Genomic DNA, 17,102 nt, shown 5'->3' on the forward strand with positions numbered 1-17,102 from the left:
AGATCACTTGTTCAAAGAACAAGGCCGCGCGCTCCGGCGGCACATCCCGTATGCCCAAAACCGCTTGACTGGGGCGACCCCGTTACCGAAGTCTGGAGCCTATGTCCTTTGAACGCGCCCGAACGGCGCTGCTCGACAGGGCGGGGCGGATCTGCCGGTTTCTCTGGTCGGGCTGGGCCGGGCTTGCGGGGCTCGCGCTGATCGGCGCGCTCTGGCAGGCGGGGCATGAAGCCTATGGCGATTTCATCCTGCCGGCGCCGCTGGCAACGCTTGATGCCGCGCGCGGCCTGCTGTCGGACGGGTCGGCGCGCGCGGTGCTGTGGCTTACCACGCTGCGCGCCCTTGCGGGGTTCGGGGCCTGCGCGCTGATCGGCACGCTGGCGGGGGTCGCCGCGGGCTATTCCCCGGCGACGCTGCGGCTTGCCCGTCCCGTCCTGACGGTATTGATCGGGGTGCCGCCGATCGCATGGATCGTTCTGGCGATGCTGTGGTTCGGTGCCTCTGCCGGCACGGTCGCGGCGACGATCCTTGTCTCGACGGTTCCGGTGGTGTTTTCCGGCGCGGTCGAGGGGGTGGCGACGCGCGACCGTGGCCTCGACCAGATGGCGCAGGTGTTCGGGGCGGGGCCGGTGCGCCGGTTCCTGACGGTTGACAGCCGCCAGATCGCCGCCCATCTGATGCCCGCGCTGGTGCTGGCGCTTGGCTCGTCGTTCAAGGTTGCGGTGATGGCGGAGCTTCTGGCCAATGCGGGGGGGATCGGCGGGGCGCTGGCGCGTTCGCGCGCGATGCTGGACGTGTCGGGGGCGTTGGCCTGGGTCTGTCTGGCGGTCGCGGCGCTGATCGTGGTCGAATATCTGCTGCTCCGCCCGATCCAGGCCGAACTGGAACGCTGGCGCGCCGCCGCGACACCCTGGGGGGTCAAGCGGTGATGCAGCTCGACCTGCACGGTATCGGCCATAGCTATTTTGGCCGCAGCGTCCTGACCGGGATCACCCTTGCCGTTGCGGCGGGCGAGGTGGTTGCGCTGGTCGGGCCATCCGGGTCCGGAAAATCCACCATCGCCCATATCGCCGCCGGGCTGATCGATCCTTCCGAGGGGCGTGTTCAGCGCCGCTATTCTCGTCATGCGATGGTGTTTCAGGAGCCGCGCCTGATGCCCTGGGCGAGCGTGGCGCGCAACATCGGTTATCCGCTGCGCCGCCGCGACCCCGCGCGCGTCACGGCGGCGGCGCAGCGCGCGGGGCTTCTGCCCGAGGATCTCGACCGCTATCCGGTCGAACTCTCGGGCGGGATGCGGCAGCGCGTGGCCATTGCTCGCGCGCTCGTTGCCGAGCCGGATTTCATCTATTTCGACGAGCCTTTCACGGCGCTCGATGTGGCGCTCAAGCGGCGGATGCAGGATCTTGTCATCGCGGCGGCGCAGGCCGCGCGCTTTGCGGCGCTGTTCATCACCCATGACCTGATGGAGGCGATCCGCATCAGCCATCGCATCCTTGTCCTCGATGCGCGCGGGCATGGCATTGCAGGCGCCCGTGTTCCACCCGGCGTTCCGGGCACCCGTGGCGAATCCGCGATCTTTGCGCTCAGGCAGCATTACCTGCACGAAGACCCGCTTTTCGCCCATATCCACGACATCGACGAGCGCGCCCGGCCATGACCCAGCCCCTGCACCGCATCCTCTCCGACGAGGGGTTCCGCCTGTTTTTCCCGCTGGCGGCGCTCTATGCGGGGGGCTGGCCGCTCATCTGGGTCTGGCTTTGGGGGTTCGACCTGCCCTTTGCGCGCGACCTGCCGCCGGGCGTGTGGCATGCAACGGAGATGATCTTCGGCGGCTGGGGTGCGGCGCTGATCGGGTTTCTGACGACCGCCGTGCCGGAATGGACGGATACGCCGCGCCTGCGGGGGCGGGTGTTGTGGGGGGGCGCGGCGCTCTGGGGCGCGGCGCGGGTGCCGGGCCTGCTCGGGGCGGACGCGCTGGCGGGTATCGCGGGGCTGTGCGATCTGGTGTGGCTCGTGTGGCTTGTGCTCTATCTGCTCCGGGCCGCGTGGCAGAGGCGCAGCACGAAGGTTCTGCCCTTCGCGGGCTGGATCGGGATGCTGGCGCTGTGCTGCGCGCTGGCGCGGATCGCGATGGTCACCGATGCGCCCGAGGCGGCATCGTTCTGGCTGCGCATTTCGGGGCAGATGTTTCTGGGCCTGCTCGGACTCGTGCTGGCGCGGGTGACGGTGCAGGTCACGAATGCCATTCTCGACCCGAGCGGCGAAACCACGCCCTATCGGCCGCATCCCGGGCGTGTGAACCTTGCGCCGGGGCTTGTGGCGTTGGCACTGGCGGGTGATGTCGCGGGCCTGTCGCCGGCAGCCGGAGGGTTTCTGTGGATTGCCGCAGGCGCGGCCTTCATGGACCGCGTTGCCGAAGGGTTCATCGGGCGCGAGGCCCTGCGTGCGGAGATCCTCGTCCTGATGGCATCGGCGGCCTTTGCCGGGGCGGGGCTGATCGGGTTCGGCGCCGCGCGGCTTGGCGCGGCATGGGGCGAAACGGCGCCCCTGCATCTGGCGCTGATGGGCGGGCTGGGCCTTGGCGTTCTCGCTGTCCTTGCGATCGCGGGGCGCTTCCACACGGGGCAGGATCTCGGGCTGAACGGAATGACCCGGGGCGCCTTCCTTCTGGCCGGGATGGCGGTTCTGCTGCGGGTTCTGCCCGAGATGGGGCTCGCGCCCTGGCCGCCGGGGCCGATACATGGGTTGGCTGCGCTGTGCTGGATGCTGGCCTTCGGGCTCTGGCTCGCCGATTACGGGCCAAGCCTGCGCCGTCTGCCGGGGTGACGCCCGGTTCATGCCGGATGGTCGCGCAGCCAGTCCTCGAGAACACCCGCCAGAACGATCGCATGATTGCACGTCGGGTCATGTGCGGCGTAGAGCAATGTCAGCCCGTCGGGCCGCGCCCTGCGGGCCAGTGCGGCGACGGCATCGGGCTTCGCGGCAAGTTCCATCCTGTAGGCTGCGGCAAATGCCTCGAACCGCGCCGGATCATGCCCGAACCATTTCCGCAGTTCCGTGCTCGGGGCGATCTCCTTGTCCCAAAGCGCATCCCCCAGCCGCAGCTTGCTCAGCCCCCGCGGCCAAAGCCGATCGACCAGAACGCGCGTGCCCTCCTGCGCGGCGGCGGGTTCGTAAACCCGGCGGGTCCTCACCGATTCCATTCTCCGACCTCCATTGGGCAACAGCAGCAGCGCCGTCATGGTAACGGCGAAACGCCGATCACGACAGGGTGCGCCCACAACAACCCGAGCCATATCCCGACCGCCAGCAGCGCCCGCAGCGGTTTCGGACCCGCCACGGGCCGCCAGCGCCCGTCGATGAGCGCGGCGAAGGGGAAAGCCGATGTCCGTTCCGCGAGCCGGCCCCACGCGGCGCCCATCAGGCGGCGATTGCGGCGATCGAGCATCCGCATCCCGAGCAGGCAGAACAGGGCGAAGCTGCCGAACAGGATCACATGCGCAAGATCCCCGTTCACCAGAAGATGCGCCGAGGACCAGATCAGCAGCGCCCACAGCAACGGATGACGCACCACCCCGGCAATGCCCGGATGGGCGGGGTCGTACCCTGCGGCGCGCCCGTCGAACGACAGCGGATTGGGCGCCGCGATGCCGAATGCCGCAAGCGCCACCGCGCATGGCATCGCCAGATTGGCCGCCCATCGCATCCACGGCCATTGCGGCCAGAGCTGGACATAAGGCGCCCGCCCCGCCGCGACGACCATCCATATCAGGATGCCGACCGACAGCAGGCTGAACGCGATACCATACCCTTGCGCACCGAAATGGCGCCGCAGCCACCCTTTCGCCTTCGGTCGGGCGGGAATCGCGTGCGATGCAAAAAACGCCGCGAACGACGCCGCAAGATTCAGCCAGTCCATGACAGGGCTCCCGGATGTTCGGCCCGATCATACCCGTTGCCGGCAAAGCGCCCCAGGACTTTGGTCAAGGGACGGGCAAATCCCGCGTTTGGCCCCGCGCGATTTCATGCTATGGCTCTCCCGCCACTGAAGAATGCCTGCCATGCCCGCGCCCCCTTTTCCCGACACCCCGCTGTTCGACGGGCTTGACGACCGCCAGCGCGCCGCTGTGAGCGAGGGGATGAGTTCGGTTATCCTTGCCGCCAACCAGACGCTGTTCGCGCAAGGCGACAGGGCCGAGCGGTTCTATGTGCTGGTCGATGGCCGGCTGAAGGTGACGCAGGTCACCGAGGACGGGCGTCAGATCATCGTGCGGATCGTGCATCCGGGGGAATTGTGCGGCTTCGCGCCCGCCCTGAACCGCGACACCTATCCGGGCCATGCCGAGGCCATGGTCCCGAGCCGCCTGTTCGGCTGGCCCTGCCGTCGCTGGGAGGCGGTTGTGGGGGCCGCGCCCTCGCTGACCTTCTCGGCGATGCGCGCGATCGGGCGGAAACTCGACGAAGCCCACACCCGCCTGCGCGAGGCCAGCACAGAGGAGGCCGGGCCCCGCATCGCCCATGTCCTGCTGCGCATCGCGCGCGAAACCGGCGAGGCAGAGGGCGGCACGATCCGCATCCCCTTTCCGCTGACCCGTCAGGACGTCGCGGATCTGAGCGGCAACACCCTTCATACCGTGTCGCGGATCATGGCGGCATGGGAGGCGCGCGGCATTCTGGTCCGTGCGCGGCGGCAGGTCATCATTGCCGATCTGGCGGCTTTCGAGGCAATCGCCGCAGGCTGAACGAACATTGCGCCAGCGCAACGTTGCGGCCCAAGGCCCGGTGTTAGATGCCGCGCAGATGAACCTTTCAGGAGATCGAAGATGAAACTTCCGCTTGCGCTGATGGCCGTTGTGGCCTGCATGGCGGGTCCGGTTCTGGCGGCCGACCATGAGGTGAAGATGCTCAACAAGGGCGAAGCCGGGGCCATGGTGTTCGAGCCCGCTTTCGTTCAGGCCGAGGTCGGCGATACGATCACCTTCGTGCCGGTGGACAAGGGGCACGACGTGGCCTCCCTGCCCGGGATGCTGCCCGAAGGCGTGGCCGAATTCGAATCCAAGCTGAATGAAACCTATGTCCTGACGCTCGACAAGGCGGGCCTCTATGGCGTGAAATGCAAGCCGCACCTGCCGATGGGGATGGTTGCGGTGATCCAGGCGGGGGGCGATGTCTCGAACTACGATGCGCTGGCCACCGGCAAGCTGCCGAAGAAGGCGCGGGACCGCATGGATGCGGAACTGGCCCAGGTTCAACGCTGATCCTGTGCACCGCAAGCAACGGCCCGCCGCCTCTTTTGGGGTTGGCGGGCCTTTTCAGTCCAAGGTGGTGCCATGACGACATCCGAGCCCCGTCCGGCCGGGGGCATACCGCGCGGGCTTGCCCGCACCGGGCCGGTTCTGTTTTCCTACGGGTTCCGGCCGTTCTTTCTGGGCGGCGGGATCTGGGCCGTGGTGGCGATGGCGCTCTGGGTTGCGGCGCTGTCGGGGGCGGGCGCGCCGGGCGGTGCCTATGGCGCGTCGTTCTGGCACATGCACGAGATGCTCTTTGGCTTCGGCCCGGCGGTGGTATCGGGCTTCCTGATGACGGCGGTGCCGAACTGGACGGGGCGGATGCCGCTTGCCGGGCGGCCGCTGATGGCGCTGGCGGCGTTCTGGCTTGCGGGGCGGGTGCTGTTCACATGGCCGGTCGCGGGTGTCGGGGCAGGGGTCGCGATCGAGGCGGTCTTCCTGCCGGTGATGGCGGCGGTCTTCCTGACCGAGATCGTCGCCGGGCGGAAATGGCGCGACCTGAAGGTCGTGGGGGCGGTGGCCCTGCTGGCGGCGGCGAACCTGTGGTTCCATGCGGCGGTTTTGGGCGGCGGCGATCCGCGCATGGCCGCGCGGGCGGCGGTGGCGGCCTATATCGTGCTGATCGTGATCGTCGGCGGGCGGATTACGCCGAGCTTCACGCGCAATTGGCTGAACCGGCAGGGCATCAAACCGCTGCCGGTGCCCTATAACGGTTATGATACGCTGACCGCCTGTGTTTCGGCGGCTGTTCTGGCGCTCTGGACCGTCGCGCCCGAAACGGCGCTGACAGGGGGTGGCGGGGCTGCGGCGGCGGGGCTGAACCTGATCCGGCTCTGGCGTTGGCGCGGCTGGCGCACGGCGGCAGAGCCGCTGGTTCTGGCGCTGCATGGCGGTTACCTGATGGTGGCTCTGGGGTTCGCTGCGATCGGGCTTGCGGGGTTCGGCTGGCTTTCGACGGCGGGGGCGGTGCATGTCCTTACGGTGGGGGCCATCGGCGGAGAGATGCTTGCGGTGATGACACGGGCCACGCGCGGCCATACCGGGCGGGCGCTGACGGCCTCGCCGCTGACGGTGGCGAGCTACCTTGCCCTCATCGTCGCGGCGCTTTCGCGGCCCGCGGCGGAATTCGGCGCCCATGACATGCTTGTCGCGGTTTCGGGCGGCGCCTGGATGCTGGCCTTCGGGCTTTTCGTCCTTGAACACGGGCCATGGCTGATCGCCAGGCGGCGGGATCTGCGGGGGAGTTAATCCTTCCGCATCATCGAAACGTCCCAGGGCGGGTCCCATGTGACCCGCACCTGCGCCTTGCGCACGCCGGGCACGGCAAGGATCGCATCCTTCACCCCTTCGCCCAGAAATGCCGTCAACGGGCATCCGCGTGTCGTGGTCGTCATCGTGACACGGACCACGTCCTCTTCGATCGTCATGTCATAGATCAGCCCCATCGCGGGCAGGCTCAGCCCGGTTTCCGGGTCCATCACCTGTTCGAGCGCGGTTTCGACGCGCTGGCGCAGCCCGTCAGACATGCTGCGCCCTCCGCACCAACAGCCGGTATCGCTCGCCCTGGGCCTCACGATTTCCTGCCCATTGGTGGCCGCGCTCGGCGAGCTTCGGAAACAGGAATACCGGCTCGCGGTCCAGCACGGCAAAGACCACATCGCCGGGGGTGGCGGCTTCGACGGCCGACAGCAGCCGCACCATCGGTTCCGGCGGTTCGAGCCCGGTGAGGTCGAGGGATGCCACGGGTTCCGGCCATGTCGCGGCTTCGAGCGCGCTGCCGAGCGACAGGGGTTGCGCCGGGCGGTGGAAATCCACCTGCCAGTCGCCACCGTCCAGCGCCGTTTCGGTGAAGGTATAGCCGCGCCGCTCCATCACGCGAAACAGCGGCGCCGGCCGGAACGGGGCCACAAGCCGCAGGATCTGGCCTTCGGCCAGCGTGTCGGCGGCCTCCATGATCGCGCCGAAGGGTTCGTCGCCCGCGGCGAGGATCGGCCGGACATCAAGGGTGAGGATATCGGGCATGTTCGCGATTCCTTGTCAGGAGTGGATGAAGACGAGAGCCGGGCGGGGCGGGCGTCCGGCCAGCGGCAGATGGGAAAGGCGCCGCACCTTCAGGCATTCGGCCAGGACAAGCGCGGCCGCGCACATCATCACGGCCGCGCCGCCACGCGCCCAAAGACCCTGTTCGAGCCACGTTCCGGACGTGAAGATCACCGTTCCCGCCAACCATAGGGCCAGCACGAAAAGCCGTCCGCGTCCCGCGGCCAATGCCGCCGCCGGGGGCACGGGCGCGCGGCCGATCAAGGGGCCGAAGACCTCCATCCAGGTCAGGAAGGCGGTGATCTTCGGCATGAAGGCGAGCGTCAGCCCGGAGAGCCAGCCCATCCCCAGCAGCAGCCCGCCCGGCAGCGCGCCGCCCGGCACAAACAGCAATGCAAGCCCCGGCGCCAGCGCCAGAACCGCTATCCCCGCTCCGGCAAGCGCCGGGTCGAGACGATGCAGCCTGCGTGCCCGCAGCATCCGTATGCCGGTGAACAGATAGATCGCCGTCACCCCCGCGCCGATGCCAAGGGCAATATCGGGCAGCGCAACCGCGACCAGCATGGCCGCACCCCCTGCGGACAGGGCGGCAAGCGCGCGCGGAGGGGCCGCGGGCGCAAGGCCGAACATCGACAGGAATTTCAGCGAGACCGCCATGGCCGACAGGCCAAACCACAGGCCAAGCCCGAGGATGGCATGGGCGCTGCGGGCGCCGGGCAGGGGCATCAGGCCCCCACCCCCTGCCAGCGACAGCGCGAACCCCGCGCCCATGACCACCGTTGCGGCCATCGCCGCCAGCCCGATCGCCAGCGGCCAGACCAGCCTTTCGCGCCGGATCGCCGCAATGACCGGCGGAACCAGCATCGCCAGCCCGCCGCCCGCAGACAGGGACAACCCCGCCGCGGCGGCCCGCAGCGCCGCGGGCCAGGCCAGCCAGAACCCGAGCCCGAGCGCCATCGTCCCGCCCGCCCAAAGACCCAGGGCGACCGGCGAAAGCCATTCGAATGCCAGGGGGGCCGCGGCCAGCACCGGCACGAATTGCAGCGAGGCACCGATCATCAGCGAGCCGATCCAGCCCAGCACGAACAGATGCAGGATCGCGCGGCTCTCGCCGGCTTCCCACGCGGCCTGCGGCGGCCCGAAACCCGCGATCAGCAGCCCGAGCGCCAGCCCGAGAAATCCCATCCCGGCGGCAAACCAGGCGAATGTCCAGCGCGCCATGCGGACCTGTCCCATGATCGCCTCATCCGAACCGCGTTTCCCGCCCGCGCGCATCAAGCGCACGGACCTCGACCCCGGGCAACCCCGCCAGCGCGGCGGTGATCGTTTCCGCATCGGCCAGCGCAAAGCCGGTGGAGAGCGCATCGGCCAGACCGGCCTCGGGCGCGATCACCGCAAGGCGCGCCCATGCGGCGCGCGCCGCCCCCGTTGCCGGGTCGATCAGATGCGGCGTTCCGTCCGGAAAGCGGAACCCCGATGGTTCCGTCGTGGCGATGGCGCGATCCCGCAGCGCGACCGAACCGCCGCCCTCCAATGCGACCGTCCACGGCTCCAGAACGGTTCGGCCGCCGATCGCGCGGATCTCGCCCATGTCGACCAGCGTATGTTCGGCGCCGCCCGCCCGCAGCAGATCGGTGATCCGGTCGGTGATGAACCCCTGCGCCATGCCGTTGAGCGTCAGTTGCGTTCCGCGCGGCAGCACGATGCGATCCGCACCGACAACCACGCGGCCGAACCCCACCCTGTCGCGCAGGGGGGCAGGGTCGCGCCCTTCGGCATGGGCGCGCCAGACAGGCTGAACCGTCGGATCGAACCGCCCGCCCGTTGCCGCATGGGCATGGGCGCACAACCGCAGCGCCGCGGCCATTTCGGGGGCGGGCGCGGCAAGAACCCCCTTGCGGTTCAGCGCGACAAGGTCTGAATCGTCGCGATACAGCGTGAAGATCCGTTCCAGCCGCGCGAGTTCCGCCACGACCTGACCGAGCAATATCCGCGCGCGGGCCGGGTCCGGGTGGTTCAGGATCAGCTCCGTCGGCGCACCAAGCGCCTGCCCGCGCCAGACAACGGCTGCCTGCGCCGGGCGCGCCAGAAGCGCGGCCCCCGCGAAGGCGGCCGCAATGCCAAGAAAACGGCGGCGATCAATGGTTGGCATGGCCGGTCTCCGTTGCAGGGGCGTCGGCGGGAGCGCCGAGGATTTCATCCGCCGTCAGTTCGGTGAAGGTCTGGACCGTGCCGCCGTTCTGCGCGGCGAAGGCTTCGGCGCCGGCGCGGGTGCCGAACGGCACGACCTCGGCGCCGCCCATGCCGGCCTCCTTGCGCGAGCCGACGACATAGACGGCCTTGCGCGCGTCGATCCAGTTGTCGGCGCCGGGGTCGTCCCAGCTCGCGGCATGGTCCATGTCGGAGACATAGATCCCGCCGTAATCCTTCACCTCGTCGGGCATCATCGTAAAGGCGATCGTGTCGCGCGCCGAGGAAAACCAATAGGCGCCCAGTTCCCTGGAGAGCACCACCTGCCCCTTTGGCCCCGCGTGCTCCATCAGGTTCATGCCGCAATAGCGGCCCACGGCCTCGGCGGTCATCGTTTCGGGCGGCAGGGTGGCGGTGTCCTCCTTGCAGGCACTCAGGCTCAGGGCGACAAGCGCGGCGATCAGCAGGGGTTTCATCACAGGTTCCTCCGGGAAAACACGATCATCGCGGCGGCAAGCGGCACCGCGCACCACAGCACGAGCGCGCCTGTCAGCAGGCCGGGGGTGAGGGTGGAATTGTCATAGACGCCGCCCATGCCCGACAGCATGGCGGAGGCGCCCTCGCCGAGCGTCATCAGCCGGTAGGCGTCGGTCGGGTTGAGCGCCAGCGCAAGGTCCATCACCCAGCCCGGCACCGCATGGCCGCCCTGCGCGACCAGCACCGCGAGAAGGCCCATATCGTAAAGCGCGACGAACAGCAGCCACAGCCCGATCGCGATCCCGGCGGCAGTGGAGCTTTCCTGCACCGAAACCGACGTCAGCATCCCGAGCGCAAGGAACACCGCCCCCAGTAGCACCGAGGCCGCGGTCATCACGGCGAAGGCCTGCCAGCCTTCGACCCCGTTGCGCAGCACGACAAAGACCGCCGCGACGCCAAAGCCCACCACCGTTGCCAGCAGCAGGATCACGACTTGGCCGAGGTATTTCCCCGCCACCACCTGCGGGCGCGACAGCGGATGGCTGAGCAGCAAAAGCAGCGTGCCGCGTTCGGCCTCGCGCGTGATCGCATCATGCGAGATCAGCAGCGCGATCAGCGGCACGAGGAAGATCGTCAGGCTGGCAAGCCCGACGACCACGACATCCAGCGCGGCCGTGGCCGTCGAACCGGTCGGCGCCGAACCGAGCGCCGCGATGGCCGAGGCCAGCGCCGCCATCACCACCGTTGTCGAAACGACCCAGCGGTTGCGGATACCTTCGGCAAGTTCGCGCCGGGCGATGGTCAGGACGGGGCGCATCACGCGGCCTCCCTGCGCAGGAAATGGGCATAGATGTCATCGAGCGAGGGGTCCTCAAGGGTGATCCCTTCGGCTCCTTCGGCGAGGAGCGCGCGCAGGGTGGGGGCTTTTTCCGCCTCGTTCACCGCAATCCGGCGCAGCACACCGCCCACGCGCGCGGTCAGCCGGGCGGGCAGCCCCGCGAGACGGCGCAACTCCGCCAGCGTGCCGTCGGCGATCTTGCGGCCCCGGTTGAGCACGATCACCCGTTCGGCATGGCCATCCAGTTCGGTCAGCGCATGCGAGGACATCAGCACCGTTGTTCCCTGCGCCGCGAGATCCGCCACCAGACCGTAAAGCTCCCGTCGAAGCGCGGGATCAAGGCCGGACGTGGGTTCATCGAGCAACAGCAGCCGGGGCGCGCCGAGCAGCGCCTGCGCCAGACCAAGGCGTTGCCGCATCCCCTTCGAATAGCCCCGCACCGCGCGGCCGGCCGCCTCGATCAGACCAACGCGGTCGAGCAGCGCGTCCTGCGCCTCCGGCAGGCCCTTCAGCCGGGCGTGAAAGGCCAGCGTCTCGCGCCCGGTAAACCCCGGATGGAACTGCACGCTTTCGGGCAGATAGCCCAGATGCCTGCGGGTTTCTGGCCGGCGCGGGTCGCCGCCAAGCACCTCGATACGGCCCGAATCGGGCCGGGTCAGACCCAGCATCATCTTTATCTGGGTGGTTTTTCCGGCGCCGTTATGGCCCACAAGGGCCACCACCGTGCCGGGCTCCAGCGCATAGGACAGATCCTGAACCACGGCATGGCCTCCATAGGATTTGCATACGGCCTCAAGCAGAAGGGTCATTTCAGGGGCCTTTCGGAGTTTGGACGCATCAGCGGGTGGCTGTCGGTGACGCCGCCCGGCAGCACCGCGGGAAAACGCTTCTGCGCCCAACGCAGGATCTGCACGGCGGGACTGGTCAGCAGCATCCGCGCCTGCGGGGCGGTCCACATCACCTTGTCGATCATGTCGTTCGGCCGATAGGTGCCATCGGCGATGCCGTCGCCATTCAGGTCGAAAGCCGCGTTGTCGGACCAGTAATTGCCGATGCCGTCCTGCGACCATTCCAGATAGCGCGTGCCGACATATTTCACCTGCACCCGGTTGGCGATGAAATCGTTGCGCGCCACGATATTGCCCTCGGCGCCGGCGGTGAAGTGGATCCCGATGCCGCAGCCCTCGAAACGGTTTCCGGTGAAGGTGTTGCGGTTTGCGTTGTAGATGAAGACACATTTCCCGGGGGCGATGCGGTCTCCGGGTCCGGTATCGGGAACGCCGGCCTCCCGGCTCTGGCCGATGTCGCGCCAGCGGCTTTCCGGCGCAGGGTGGCCGATCACCACATTGTCCGTCAGCACGGAGCGATTGGCCGAATTGAACAGGAAGCCATAGTCGCGGTCGTTCTCGGAGCGGTTTCCGGTCACCGTCAGCCGGTCGGAAAACATGATCGCATAGCCCAGCCCGTTGTCGCGGGAATCGTTGCCGATCACCGCGCTGTCCGAGGTGTTCATGTAATGGATCGCGAAGCGCGTGTTGCGCATCCTGTTGCCGCGGAAGGTGTTTTTCTTCGACACATAGACGAAGATCCCGTCGCGCCCCCACGAGATGTCGTTGTTCGCAACCACGGCGCCGGGTGCGTTCCAGACGCTGACGCCATTGCCGAGGTCCGCCTGCCGCCCCCGGCGGCCTTCGATCCGGTTGCCGATGACCTGCGCATCCCGGGCGCCCTGAATGCGGATGCCGTGCAGGTTGTCGGTCAGGGTGTTGCCCTCGACCCGGGCACGCAACGCGGATGTGGTCAGGAAAACCCCGGAATCCATGCGATCGAGGTCGCTGCCCGAACCGGCAATGGCCAGCTTTTCAATCACCGCATCCGGTGCGTCGACCTCGATCACATGACCGGAGCCGTGGCCGTCGACCACGGCACCCGGCTCACCGCGCAGCGTCAGCGGCACGGCAATCACGAGGGGGCCGCGCCAGCGGCCCGCCCCCAGAACGATTTCGTCCCCCGGGCGCGCCTGCGCCAACGCCGCCGCGAGAGCGGCGTCGTCCGCAGGGCGCAGGACTTCGGCCGCGGCGGGCGTGGCCAGAAGCACAAGGAGGACGACGCGCCACATCAGGCCTTCTCCACCAGCATGCGGCCCTTCATCTCCATGTGCATGGCATGGCAGAACCAGGAGCAGTAATACCAATAGACCCCGGGCCGGTCGGCCTTGAAGGTGATCGAGGCGGTGGCCTGCGGCGCGACCTCCATCTGCACCCCGTAATTGACGATGCAGAAGCCGTGGGTCAGGTCTTCGACGTCGTCGATATTGGTGATGTAGACGGTCACCTCGTCGCCCTGCTTCACGGTGAAGCTGTCAAGCCCGAAGGCCGGCGCCGAGGAGGTCATGTAGACCCGGACCTTGTTGCCGTCGCGGACCACTTCGCTGTCGACCGTCAGGTCGATGTTGTCGGCCTTGGCCTGCGCCACGGCATCGGCGAAGAACGGATCCTCGCGGTCCCAGATCGAGATCGGGTTGATTTTCGACGCATGCACGATCGTCGCGTCATGCGGCTCGGCAAAGGTCGGGTTGTCGTGGACGATCTTCATCTCGTCGCCCGAAATGTCGATCAGCTGGTCGCATTCCGGCTTCAGAGGGCCGACGTTCAGGAACCTGTCCTTCGAGAACTTGTTCAACGAGATCAGCCACTTGCCATCCGCTTCCTTGGTTTGCCCCATGGAGGTGTGGTTGTGGCCGGGCTGGTAATGGACATCCAGCTTCTGCCGGATCGGATCGACCTTCTCGCCGTTGTGGGCGCGGATCGCATCCTCGATGTTCCATTTAACGATCTGGCTGTCGATGAACAGCGTCGTATAGGCATTGCCGCGCCCGTCATAGGCGGTGTGCAGCGGCCCGAGGCCGAGTTCCGGCTGCGCGACGATCGTGTCCTCGGGCTTGATCTTGCCGGCGAACATGTCGTCGAAGCGGCGCACGTCCATCACCGTGACCGTGGGCGAGAGCTTGCCGTTCGCGACGATATGGATGCCATCGGGCGCGGTATTGATGCCATGCGGACCATTCGGGACGGGGATGTAGCGCACCAGCTTGTTGTCGGGCCCGCGGCCATCCACCACCGGCACGCCGTTCAGGATCTCGGCCTTGCCGGCCTTCACCGCGGCCTCGATGGCATGCAGGTTGAACACCGTCAGCCAGTCCTGATCCTTCTCCATCGACCCTTCGAGCGTGACGGCCCCTTCGGAGTTGTAGCAGGTCGAGAAGGCGTATTTGCCCTGATAGTCGGCATCGACGTTGTCGAGGTTGCCGTCCACCTTCACCTGCCAGGCGACTTCCATCGTATCGCCGTCGATCGCCGAGAAGATCGCCTGATAGGCTTTCGGATTGTCCAGATCGCGCCCGTCATTGGGCAGCGGCACGCCATCCTCGCCATTGGCGAAGACATAGCCCGTGCGCGGGAACTTCTGGCAGCGCAGGCCATGCACCGTCTGCTGGTTCGGCAGTTCGATGATCTTGTCGCAGCGCATCACATCCATGCGGATCCGCGCCACGCGGGTGTTGGCCTTGTCGTTGATGAAGAAATAGCGCCCGTCATAGGTGCCGTCGGTATAGGACGGGTGCGGGTGGTGGGCGTCGCCGTTATGGTAGATGCCGCCCTTGTCCTTCAGGAATTCGCGCGTTTCCGGGCGCAGGTTTTCCGTCAGGACTTTGAGGGATTCATTCGTGCTGCCCCATCCGGTTGCGCTTTCGCGGTTGAAGATCGGCACCCGCGTCAGTTCGCGCATCGACGGCAGGCCAAGAATGCGGACCTCGCCCGAATGCCCGCCGGACACCAGCACATAATATTCGTCGAGTTCGCCGGGCTTCACCTCATAGCTTTGCGCGGCGCCCTGCGCCAAGGCCGGGCCGGCGGCCGCAGCCGCGGCAAGGCCGGCGCCCGCACCGATCACGGCGCGCGGCGCAAAACCGCCGGCGGCGGCGGCCACCGTGGTGCCAAGCAACTGGCGGCGGTTCAGCCGCATATCACTGTCTTCGGTCATCTCAAGCTCCTTTGAGATCGGGGGGTTGCGTTGCGGCCTGCTGCGCGCGGAAGGCCGGGGGTTGTGCGCGGGCCGTCCCGGGCGCTGCCGCGGGTGCCGGTTTCGGCGCGGCGCTGCGGGCGATCTTTTCGCGGCGGGCCTTGACGGTGATCATGTGCGGGCAGCGGGTGTCGTCGTGATAGAGCACCTGGCAATTCATGCAGTAGATGCATTCGTTGACGTTGATCTGGCCCTCGGGGTGGATGGCCTGGACCGGGCAATCGTTGGCGCAGCGCTGGCAGGGGCTGCCGCATTCCGGCCAGCGCTTCAGCCATTCGAACATGCGCATGCGCCCCGGGATCGCCAGCGCCGCGCCCAGGGGGCACATGTAGCGGCAATAGAAGCGCTCGATGAACAGCCCGGGCAGCAGGCAGGCCAGGGCGAACAGCACGAAGCCCCATTCGCGCATGAATTTCAGGATGATCGCGGTCTTGAAGGGCTCGACCTCTGCGTAGACTTCCGCATCCGACAGTGAATAGAGCGACAGCCCGAACAGCCCGAGGAAGATCATGTATTTGATCGGCCAGAGCCGTTCGTGCAGCCCCCAGGGCACGGTGATCTGGGGCACATGCAACGCGCGGGCGACGGTGTTCGACAATTCCTGCAAGGCGCCGAACGGGCAGAGCCAGCCACAGAACGGCCCCCGGCCCCAGAACAGCAGCCCCGCCGCCACCGCGCACCACAGGATGAACACCAGCGGCGCCGACAGGAAATACTCCCACGAGAAGCCCGACAGCAGCGCGTTGACGAAGGTCAGCACATTCACCACCGAAAGCTGCGTGTGGACCATCCAGCCGAGCCAGACCAGCGTGAACAGCAGGTAGCCCCGGCGCAGCCACAGGAACGTTCGCGGGCGTTTCGTCAGCACGTCCTGAAAGAAAAAAATCCCCGTCAACACTGCGATCGCCACGCCGAGAATGGCGATGTTGACCCGGTTCATCTCCCACATCGAGACCCAGAGCGCGGGTCCGTCATCCTCGGGGGTGGGCTGACCGACCTGCGGCGCGGGGGCCGCGGCGACCGGCAGCGGAAGCATGTAGGCTTCGGGAAGCCGATAGCCGAGATCGAAGGGCAGGGTGGCCTTGTCGCGTCCTTCGGTCGTGCGCTGCACCAGCAGTTGCAGCTCGAACGGCTGTGTCACGTCGAAGGTGAAATCCTGCGGCATGGTGAACAGCGCGATCTCGCGCAGACGCGGCGCGCCGGGCGCGGCCAGCGCCGGAATGCGGGTATGGTCATGGTCCTTGAAGCGCAGCCCCTGACCGTCCTGCATCAGCTCGATCCGGTCGAAGATCCCGCCGCGCACATAGCCCGACCCCTTGAAGGAATAGGCGCCGTCGCCGGCCACCAGAACCGCCGCCTGCCCGGGCTTCAGCCGCGCGGCGAGGCGGTCATAGGCAATGTCGCCCAAAAGCGCCCGCCCGATCGCGGGCACGGACACCGGCGCGAGGTAGAGGGTGATGAAGCTGTCTTCCGGGGTTGCCGTTTCGGGATGCGCGGCGGCGAGGGGCTGGCCCGCATCCGCGAAGGCGCGGCTGACATCGCCCACCGTCATCGTCAGTGCGCGCACCGATCCATCGCCCAGCAGGGTCTGCCAGTCGCCCGCCTCGGCGTCGGGGTTCAGCGTGCGCGCAACGGCCGCCGGAGCATCGAGGACCTTGCCGTCAAGACGCCCCGAACGGATCAGCTTCACCGCCGAACGCACGACACTGTCGCCCATCACCAGCACCGTCACCGTGGCGCCGGCCACGATATCCGCCTGTGGCGGCCGGTCCGCGCCCGAGGCGACACGCCCCAGATCGGTGCCGATCAGCTTGTTCAGCGCAGCGAGGATCTTGGCTTCCGGGATGCCGATCAGAACGATCGGTTCATGGTGTTCGACAAGGTTGATCCCGCGCACGACGCCTTTCGTGTCGATGCCGACGACGATCCGGATCGGCTTGCCGGAATAGCCGGTCGAAGCCGCGAAATCGCTGTTCAGATAGGCGTAGCCGAGCTTTTCCGCCCCCTTCAGAACGGGAACGATGGCCGGGCTGCCTTCCGGCGCGCCAAAGCTGTCGGCCCCTTCGAACAGTTGGGCGGGATCGGTCTTTTGCAGTGCCTCCGCAAATGTGAGGGCTCCGGCAGGCCCCCCTGCGAGCGCGAGGATCACGATGAGCACTGTGCCCAGCAAGGAAAGGAATCGAGTCATG

Annotated in this window: 18 protein-coding genes; 6 read left to right on the top strand and 12 right to left on the bottom strand. The window is 67.6% G+C overall.

The window, feature by feature from the left end:
• The first annotated feature begins 101 nt into the window (after positions 1 to 101).
• The 3 genes from DYS74_RS17335 to DYS74_RS17345 are packed head-to-tail and all read left to right on the top strand — an operon-like array spanning position 102 to position 2,826.
• Positions 102 to 929 (top strand): ABC transporter permease, encoded by an 828-nt coding sequence (locus tag DYS74_RS17335; RefSeq protein ID WP_113901669.1) that lies wholly within the window; start codon positions 102 to 104, stop codon positions 927 to 929.
• Positions 929 to 1,657, top strand: coding sequence for an ABC transporter ATP-binding protein (locus tag DYS74_RS17340; protein WP_245965328.1), 729 nt, complete (start codon positions 929 to 931; stop codon positions 1,655 to 1,657). Before DYS74_RS17335 ends, DYS74_RS17340 begins: the two co-directional genes overlap by 1 nt.
• Positions 1,654 to 2,826, top strand: coding sequence for an NnrS family protein (locus tag DYS74_RS17345; RefSeq protein ID WP_113901671.1), 1,173 nt, complete (start codon positions 1,654 to 1,656; stop codon positions 2,824 to 2,826). Before DYS74_RS17340 ends, DYS74_RS17345 begins: the two co-directional genes overlap by 4 nt.
• A gap of 8 nt (positions 2,827 to 2,834) precedes the next feature.
• Here the strand turns inward: DYS74_RS17345 and DYS74_RS17350 are convergent, their stop codons facing one another.
• Together DYS74_RS17350 and DYS74_RS17355 are read right to left on the bottom strand one after the other, a co-directional pair.
• Positions 2,835 to 3,203, bottom strand: a complete 369-nt coding sequence (locus DYS74_RS17350) for a DUF488 domain-containing protein (RefSeq protein WP_113901672.1) — start codon at positions 3,201 to 3,203, stop codon at positions 2,835 to 2,837.
• Positions 3,204 to 3,238: 35 nt separating this feature from the next.
• Positions 3,239 to 3,919, bottom strand: a complete 681-nt coding sequence (locus DYS74_RS17355) for an NnrU family protein (protein ID WP_113901673.1) — start codon at positions 3,917 to 3,919, stop codon at positions 3,239 to 3,241.
• A 142-nt stretch (positions 3,920 to 4,061) separates the two neighbouring features.
• On the opposite strand from DYS74_RS17355, the gene DYS74_RS17360 reads away from it, so the two are divergent.
• The 3 genes from DYS74_RS17360 (at position 4,062) to DYS74_RS17370 (ending at position 6,536) form a co-directional block, all read left to right on the top strand.
• Positions 4,062 to 4,742: a Crp/Fnr family transcriptional regulator gene (locus DYS74_RS17360; RefSeq protein WP_113901674.1), complete on the top strand. Its 681-nt coding sequence runs from the start codon at positions 4,062 to 4,064 to the stop codon at positions 4,740 to 4,742.
• Positions 4,743 to 4,823: 81 nt separating this feature from the next.
• A complete protein-coding gene (locus DYS74_RS17365; protein WP_113901675.1) occupies positions 4,824 to 5,258 on the top strand; it encodes a pseudoazurin in 435 nt (144 codons plus the stop codon).
• Between the two features lie 72 nt (positions 5,259 to 5,330).
• The gene (locus DYS74_RS17370) at positions 5,331 to 6,536 is read left to right on the top strand and encodes an NnrS family protein (protein WP_113901676.1); all 1,206 of its coding nucleotides are present in this window, start codon (positions 5,331 to 5,333) and stop codon (positions 6,534 to 6,536) included.
• Here DYS74_RS17370 and DYS74_RS17375 read toward each other — a convergent pair.
• From DYS74_RS17375 to DYS74_RS17420, 10 genes are read right to left on the bottom strand one after another with little or no spacing between them, the layout of a single operon-like run.
• Complete coding sequence (locus tag DYS74_RS17375; protein WP_113901677.1) at positions 6,533 to 6,814, bottom strand: metal-sulfur cluster assembly factor; 282 nt, start codon at positions 6,812 to 6,814, stop codon at positions 6,533 to 6,535. The two genes, DYS74_RS17370 and DYS74_RS17375, sit on opposite strands and share 4 nt — an antisense overlap.
• Positions 6,807 to 7,310 (bottom strand): DUF2249 domain-containing protein, encoded by a 504-nt coding sequence (locus DYS74_RS17380; protein ID WP_113901678.1) that lies wholly within the window; start codon positions 7,308 to 7,310, stop codon positions 6,807 to 6,809. Before DYS74_RS17380 ends, DYS74_RS17375 begins: the two co-directional genes overlap by 8 nt.
• Positions 7,311 to 7,325: 15 nt before the next feature.
• Positions 7,326 to 8,564 carry a hypothetical protein gene (locus DYS74_RS17385; RefSeq protein ID WP_147243998.1) on the bottom strand — a complete coding sequence of 413 codons (1,239 nt, stop codon included), beginning with the start codon at positions 8,562 to 8,564 and terminating at the stop codon, positions 7,326 to 7,328.
• A 7-nt stretch (positions 8,565 to 8,571) separates the two neighbouring features.
• On the bottom strand, positions 8,572 to 9,480 hold the full coding sequence (locus tag DYS74_RS17390) for an FAD:protein FMN transferase (RefSeq protein ID WP_113901680.1): 909 nt from the start codon (positions 9,478 to 9,480) through the stop codon (positions 8,572 to 8,574).
• Complete coding sequence (locus DYS74_RS17395) at positions 9,467 to 9,994, bottom strand: nitrous oxide reductase accessory protein NosL (protein ID WP_183077579.1); 528 nt, start codon at positions 9,992 to 9,994, stop codon at positions 9,467 to 9,469. Before DYS74_RS17395 ends, DYS74_RS17390 begins: the two co-directional genes overlap by 14 nt.
• Positions 9,994 to 10,812 (bottom strand): ABC transporter permease subunit, encoded by an 819-nt coding sequence (locus DYS74_RS17400; RefSeq protein ID WP_113901682.1) that lies wholly within the window; start codon positions 10,810 to 10,812, stop codon positions 9,994 to 9,996. The genes DYS74_RS17395 and DYS74_RS17400 overlap by 1 nt, the downstream gene beginning before the upstream one ends.
• On the bottom strand, positions 10,812 to 11,642 hold the full coding sequence (locus DYS74_RS17405) for an ABC transporter ATP-binding protein (protein WP_113901683.1): 831 nt from the start codon (positions 11,640 to 11,642) through the stop codon (positions 10,812 to 10,814). Before DYS74_RS17405 ends, DYS74_RS17400 begins: the two co-directional genes overlap by 1 nt.
• Positions 11,639 to 13,027, bottom strand: a complete 1,389-nt coding sequence (locus DYS74_RS17410; RefSeq protein WP_245965326.1) for a nitrous oxide reductase family maturation protein NosD — start codon at positions 13,025 to 13,027, stop codon at positions 11,639 to 11,641. The genes DYS74_RS17405 and DYS74_RS17410 overlap by 4 nt, the downstream gene beginning before the upstream one ends.
• Complete coding sequence (nosZ, locus tag DYS74_RS17415; protein WP_121534923.1) at positions 12,952 to 14,874, bottom strand: TAT-dependent nitrous-oxide reductase; 1,923 nt, start codon at positions 14,872 to 14,874, stop codon at positions 12,952 to 12,954. The genes DYS74_RS17410 and nosZ overlap by 76 nt, the downstream gene beginning before the upstream one ends.
• Before the next feature lies 1 nt (position 14,875).
• Positions 14,876 to 17,101, bottom strand: a complete 2,226-nt coding sequence (locus DYS74_RS17420; RefSeq protein WP_121534924.1) for a NosR/NirI family protein — start codon at positions 17,099 to 17,101, stop codon at positions 14,876 to 14,878.
• Position 17,102 lies beyond the last annotated feature (1 nt).

The organism is Paenirhodobacter hankyongi, from assembly GCF_003664585.1.
In the GTDB taxonomy this organism is placed as follows: domain Bacteria; phylum Pseudomonadota; class Alphaproteobacteria; order Rhodobacterales; family Rhodobacteraceae; genus Rhodobacter; species Rhodobacter hankyongi.

What these genes read in the sequence shown, in the direction of transcription:
- DYS74_RS17335 (WP_113901669.1), top strand. Translation starts at nt 102, where the DNA reads ATGTCCTTTGAACGCGCCCGAACGGCGCTGCTCGACAGGGCGGGGCGG.
- DYS74_RS17340 (WP_245965328.1), top strand. Translation starts at nt 929, where the DNA reads ATGCAGCTCGACCTGCACGGTATCGGCCATAGCTATTTTGGCCGCAGC.
- DYS74_RS17345 (WP_113901671.1), top strand. Translation starts at nt 1,654, where the DNA reads ATGACCCAGCCCCTGCACCGCATCCTCTCCGACGAGGGGTTCCGCCTG.
- DYS74_RS17350 (WP_113901672.1), bottom strand. Translation starts at nt 3,203, where the DNA reads ATGGAATCGGTGAGGACCCGCCGGGTTTACGAACCCGCCGCCGCGCAG.
- DYS74_RS17355 (WP_113901673.1), bottom strand. Translation starts at nt 3,919, where the DNA reads ATGGACTGGCTGAATCTTGCGGCGTCGTTCGCGGCGTTTTTTGCATCG.
- DYS74_RS17360 (WP_113901674.1), top strand. Translation starts at nt 4,062, where the DNA reads ATGCCCGCGCCCCCTTTTCCCGACACCCCGCTGTTCGACGGGCTTGAC.
- DYS74_RS17365 (WP_113901675.1), top strand. Translation starts at nt 4,824, where the DNA reads ATGAAACTTCCGCTTGCGCTGATGGCCGTTGTGGCCTGCATGGCGGGT.
- DYS74_RS17370 (WP_113901676.1), top strand. Translation starts at nt 5,331, where the DNA reads ATGACGACATCCGAGCCCCGTCCGGCCGGGGGCATACCGCGCGGGCTT.
- DYS74_RS17375 (WP_113901677.1), bottom strand. Translation starts at nt 6,814, where the DNA reads ATGTCTGACGGGCTGCGCCAGCGCGTCGAAACCGCGCTCGAACAGGTG.
- DYS74_RS17380 (WP_113901678.1), bottom strand. Translation starts at nt 7,310, where the DNA reads ATGCCCGATATCCTCACCCTTGATGTCCGGCCGATCCTCGCCGCGGGC.
- DYS74_RS17385 (WP_147243998.1), bottom strand. Translation starts at nt 8,564, where the DNA reads ATGGGACAGGTCCGCATGGCGCGCTGGACATTCGCCTGGTTTGCCGCC.
- DYS74_RS17390 (WP_113901680.1), bottom strand. Translation starts at nt 9,480, where the DNA reads ATGCCAACCATTGATCGCCGCCGTTTTCTTGGCATTGCGGCCGCCTTC.
- DYS74_RS17395 (WP_183077579.1), bottom strand. Translation starts at nt 9,994, where the DNA reads ATGAAACCCCTGCTGATCGCCGCGCTTGTCGCCCTGAGCCTGAGTGCC.
- DYS74_RS17400 (WP_113901682.1), bottom strand. Translation starts at nt 10,812, where the DNA reads ATGCGCCCCGTCCTGACCATCGCCCGGCGCGAACTTGCCGAAGGTATC.
- DYS74_RS17405 (WP_113901683.1), bottom strand. Translation starts at nt 11,642, where the DNA reads ATGACCCTTCTGCTTGAGGCCGTATGCAAATCCTATGGAGGCCATGCC.
- nosZ (WP_121534923.1), bottom strand. Translation starts at nt 14,874, where the DNA reads ATGACCGAAGACAGTGATATGCGGCTGAACCGCCGCCAGTTGCTTGGC.
- DYS74_RS17420 (WP_121534924.1), bottom strand. Translation starts at nt 17,101, where the DNA reads ATGACTCGATTCCTTTCCTTGCTGGGCACAGTGCTCATCGTGATCCTC.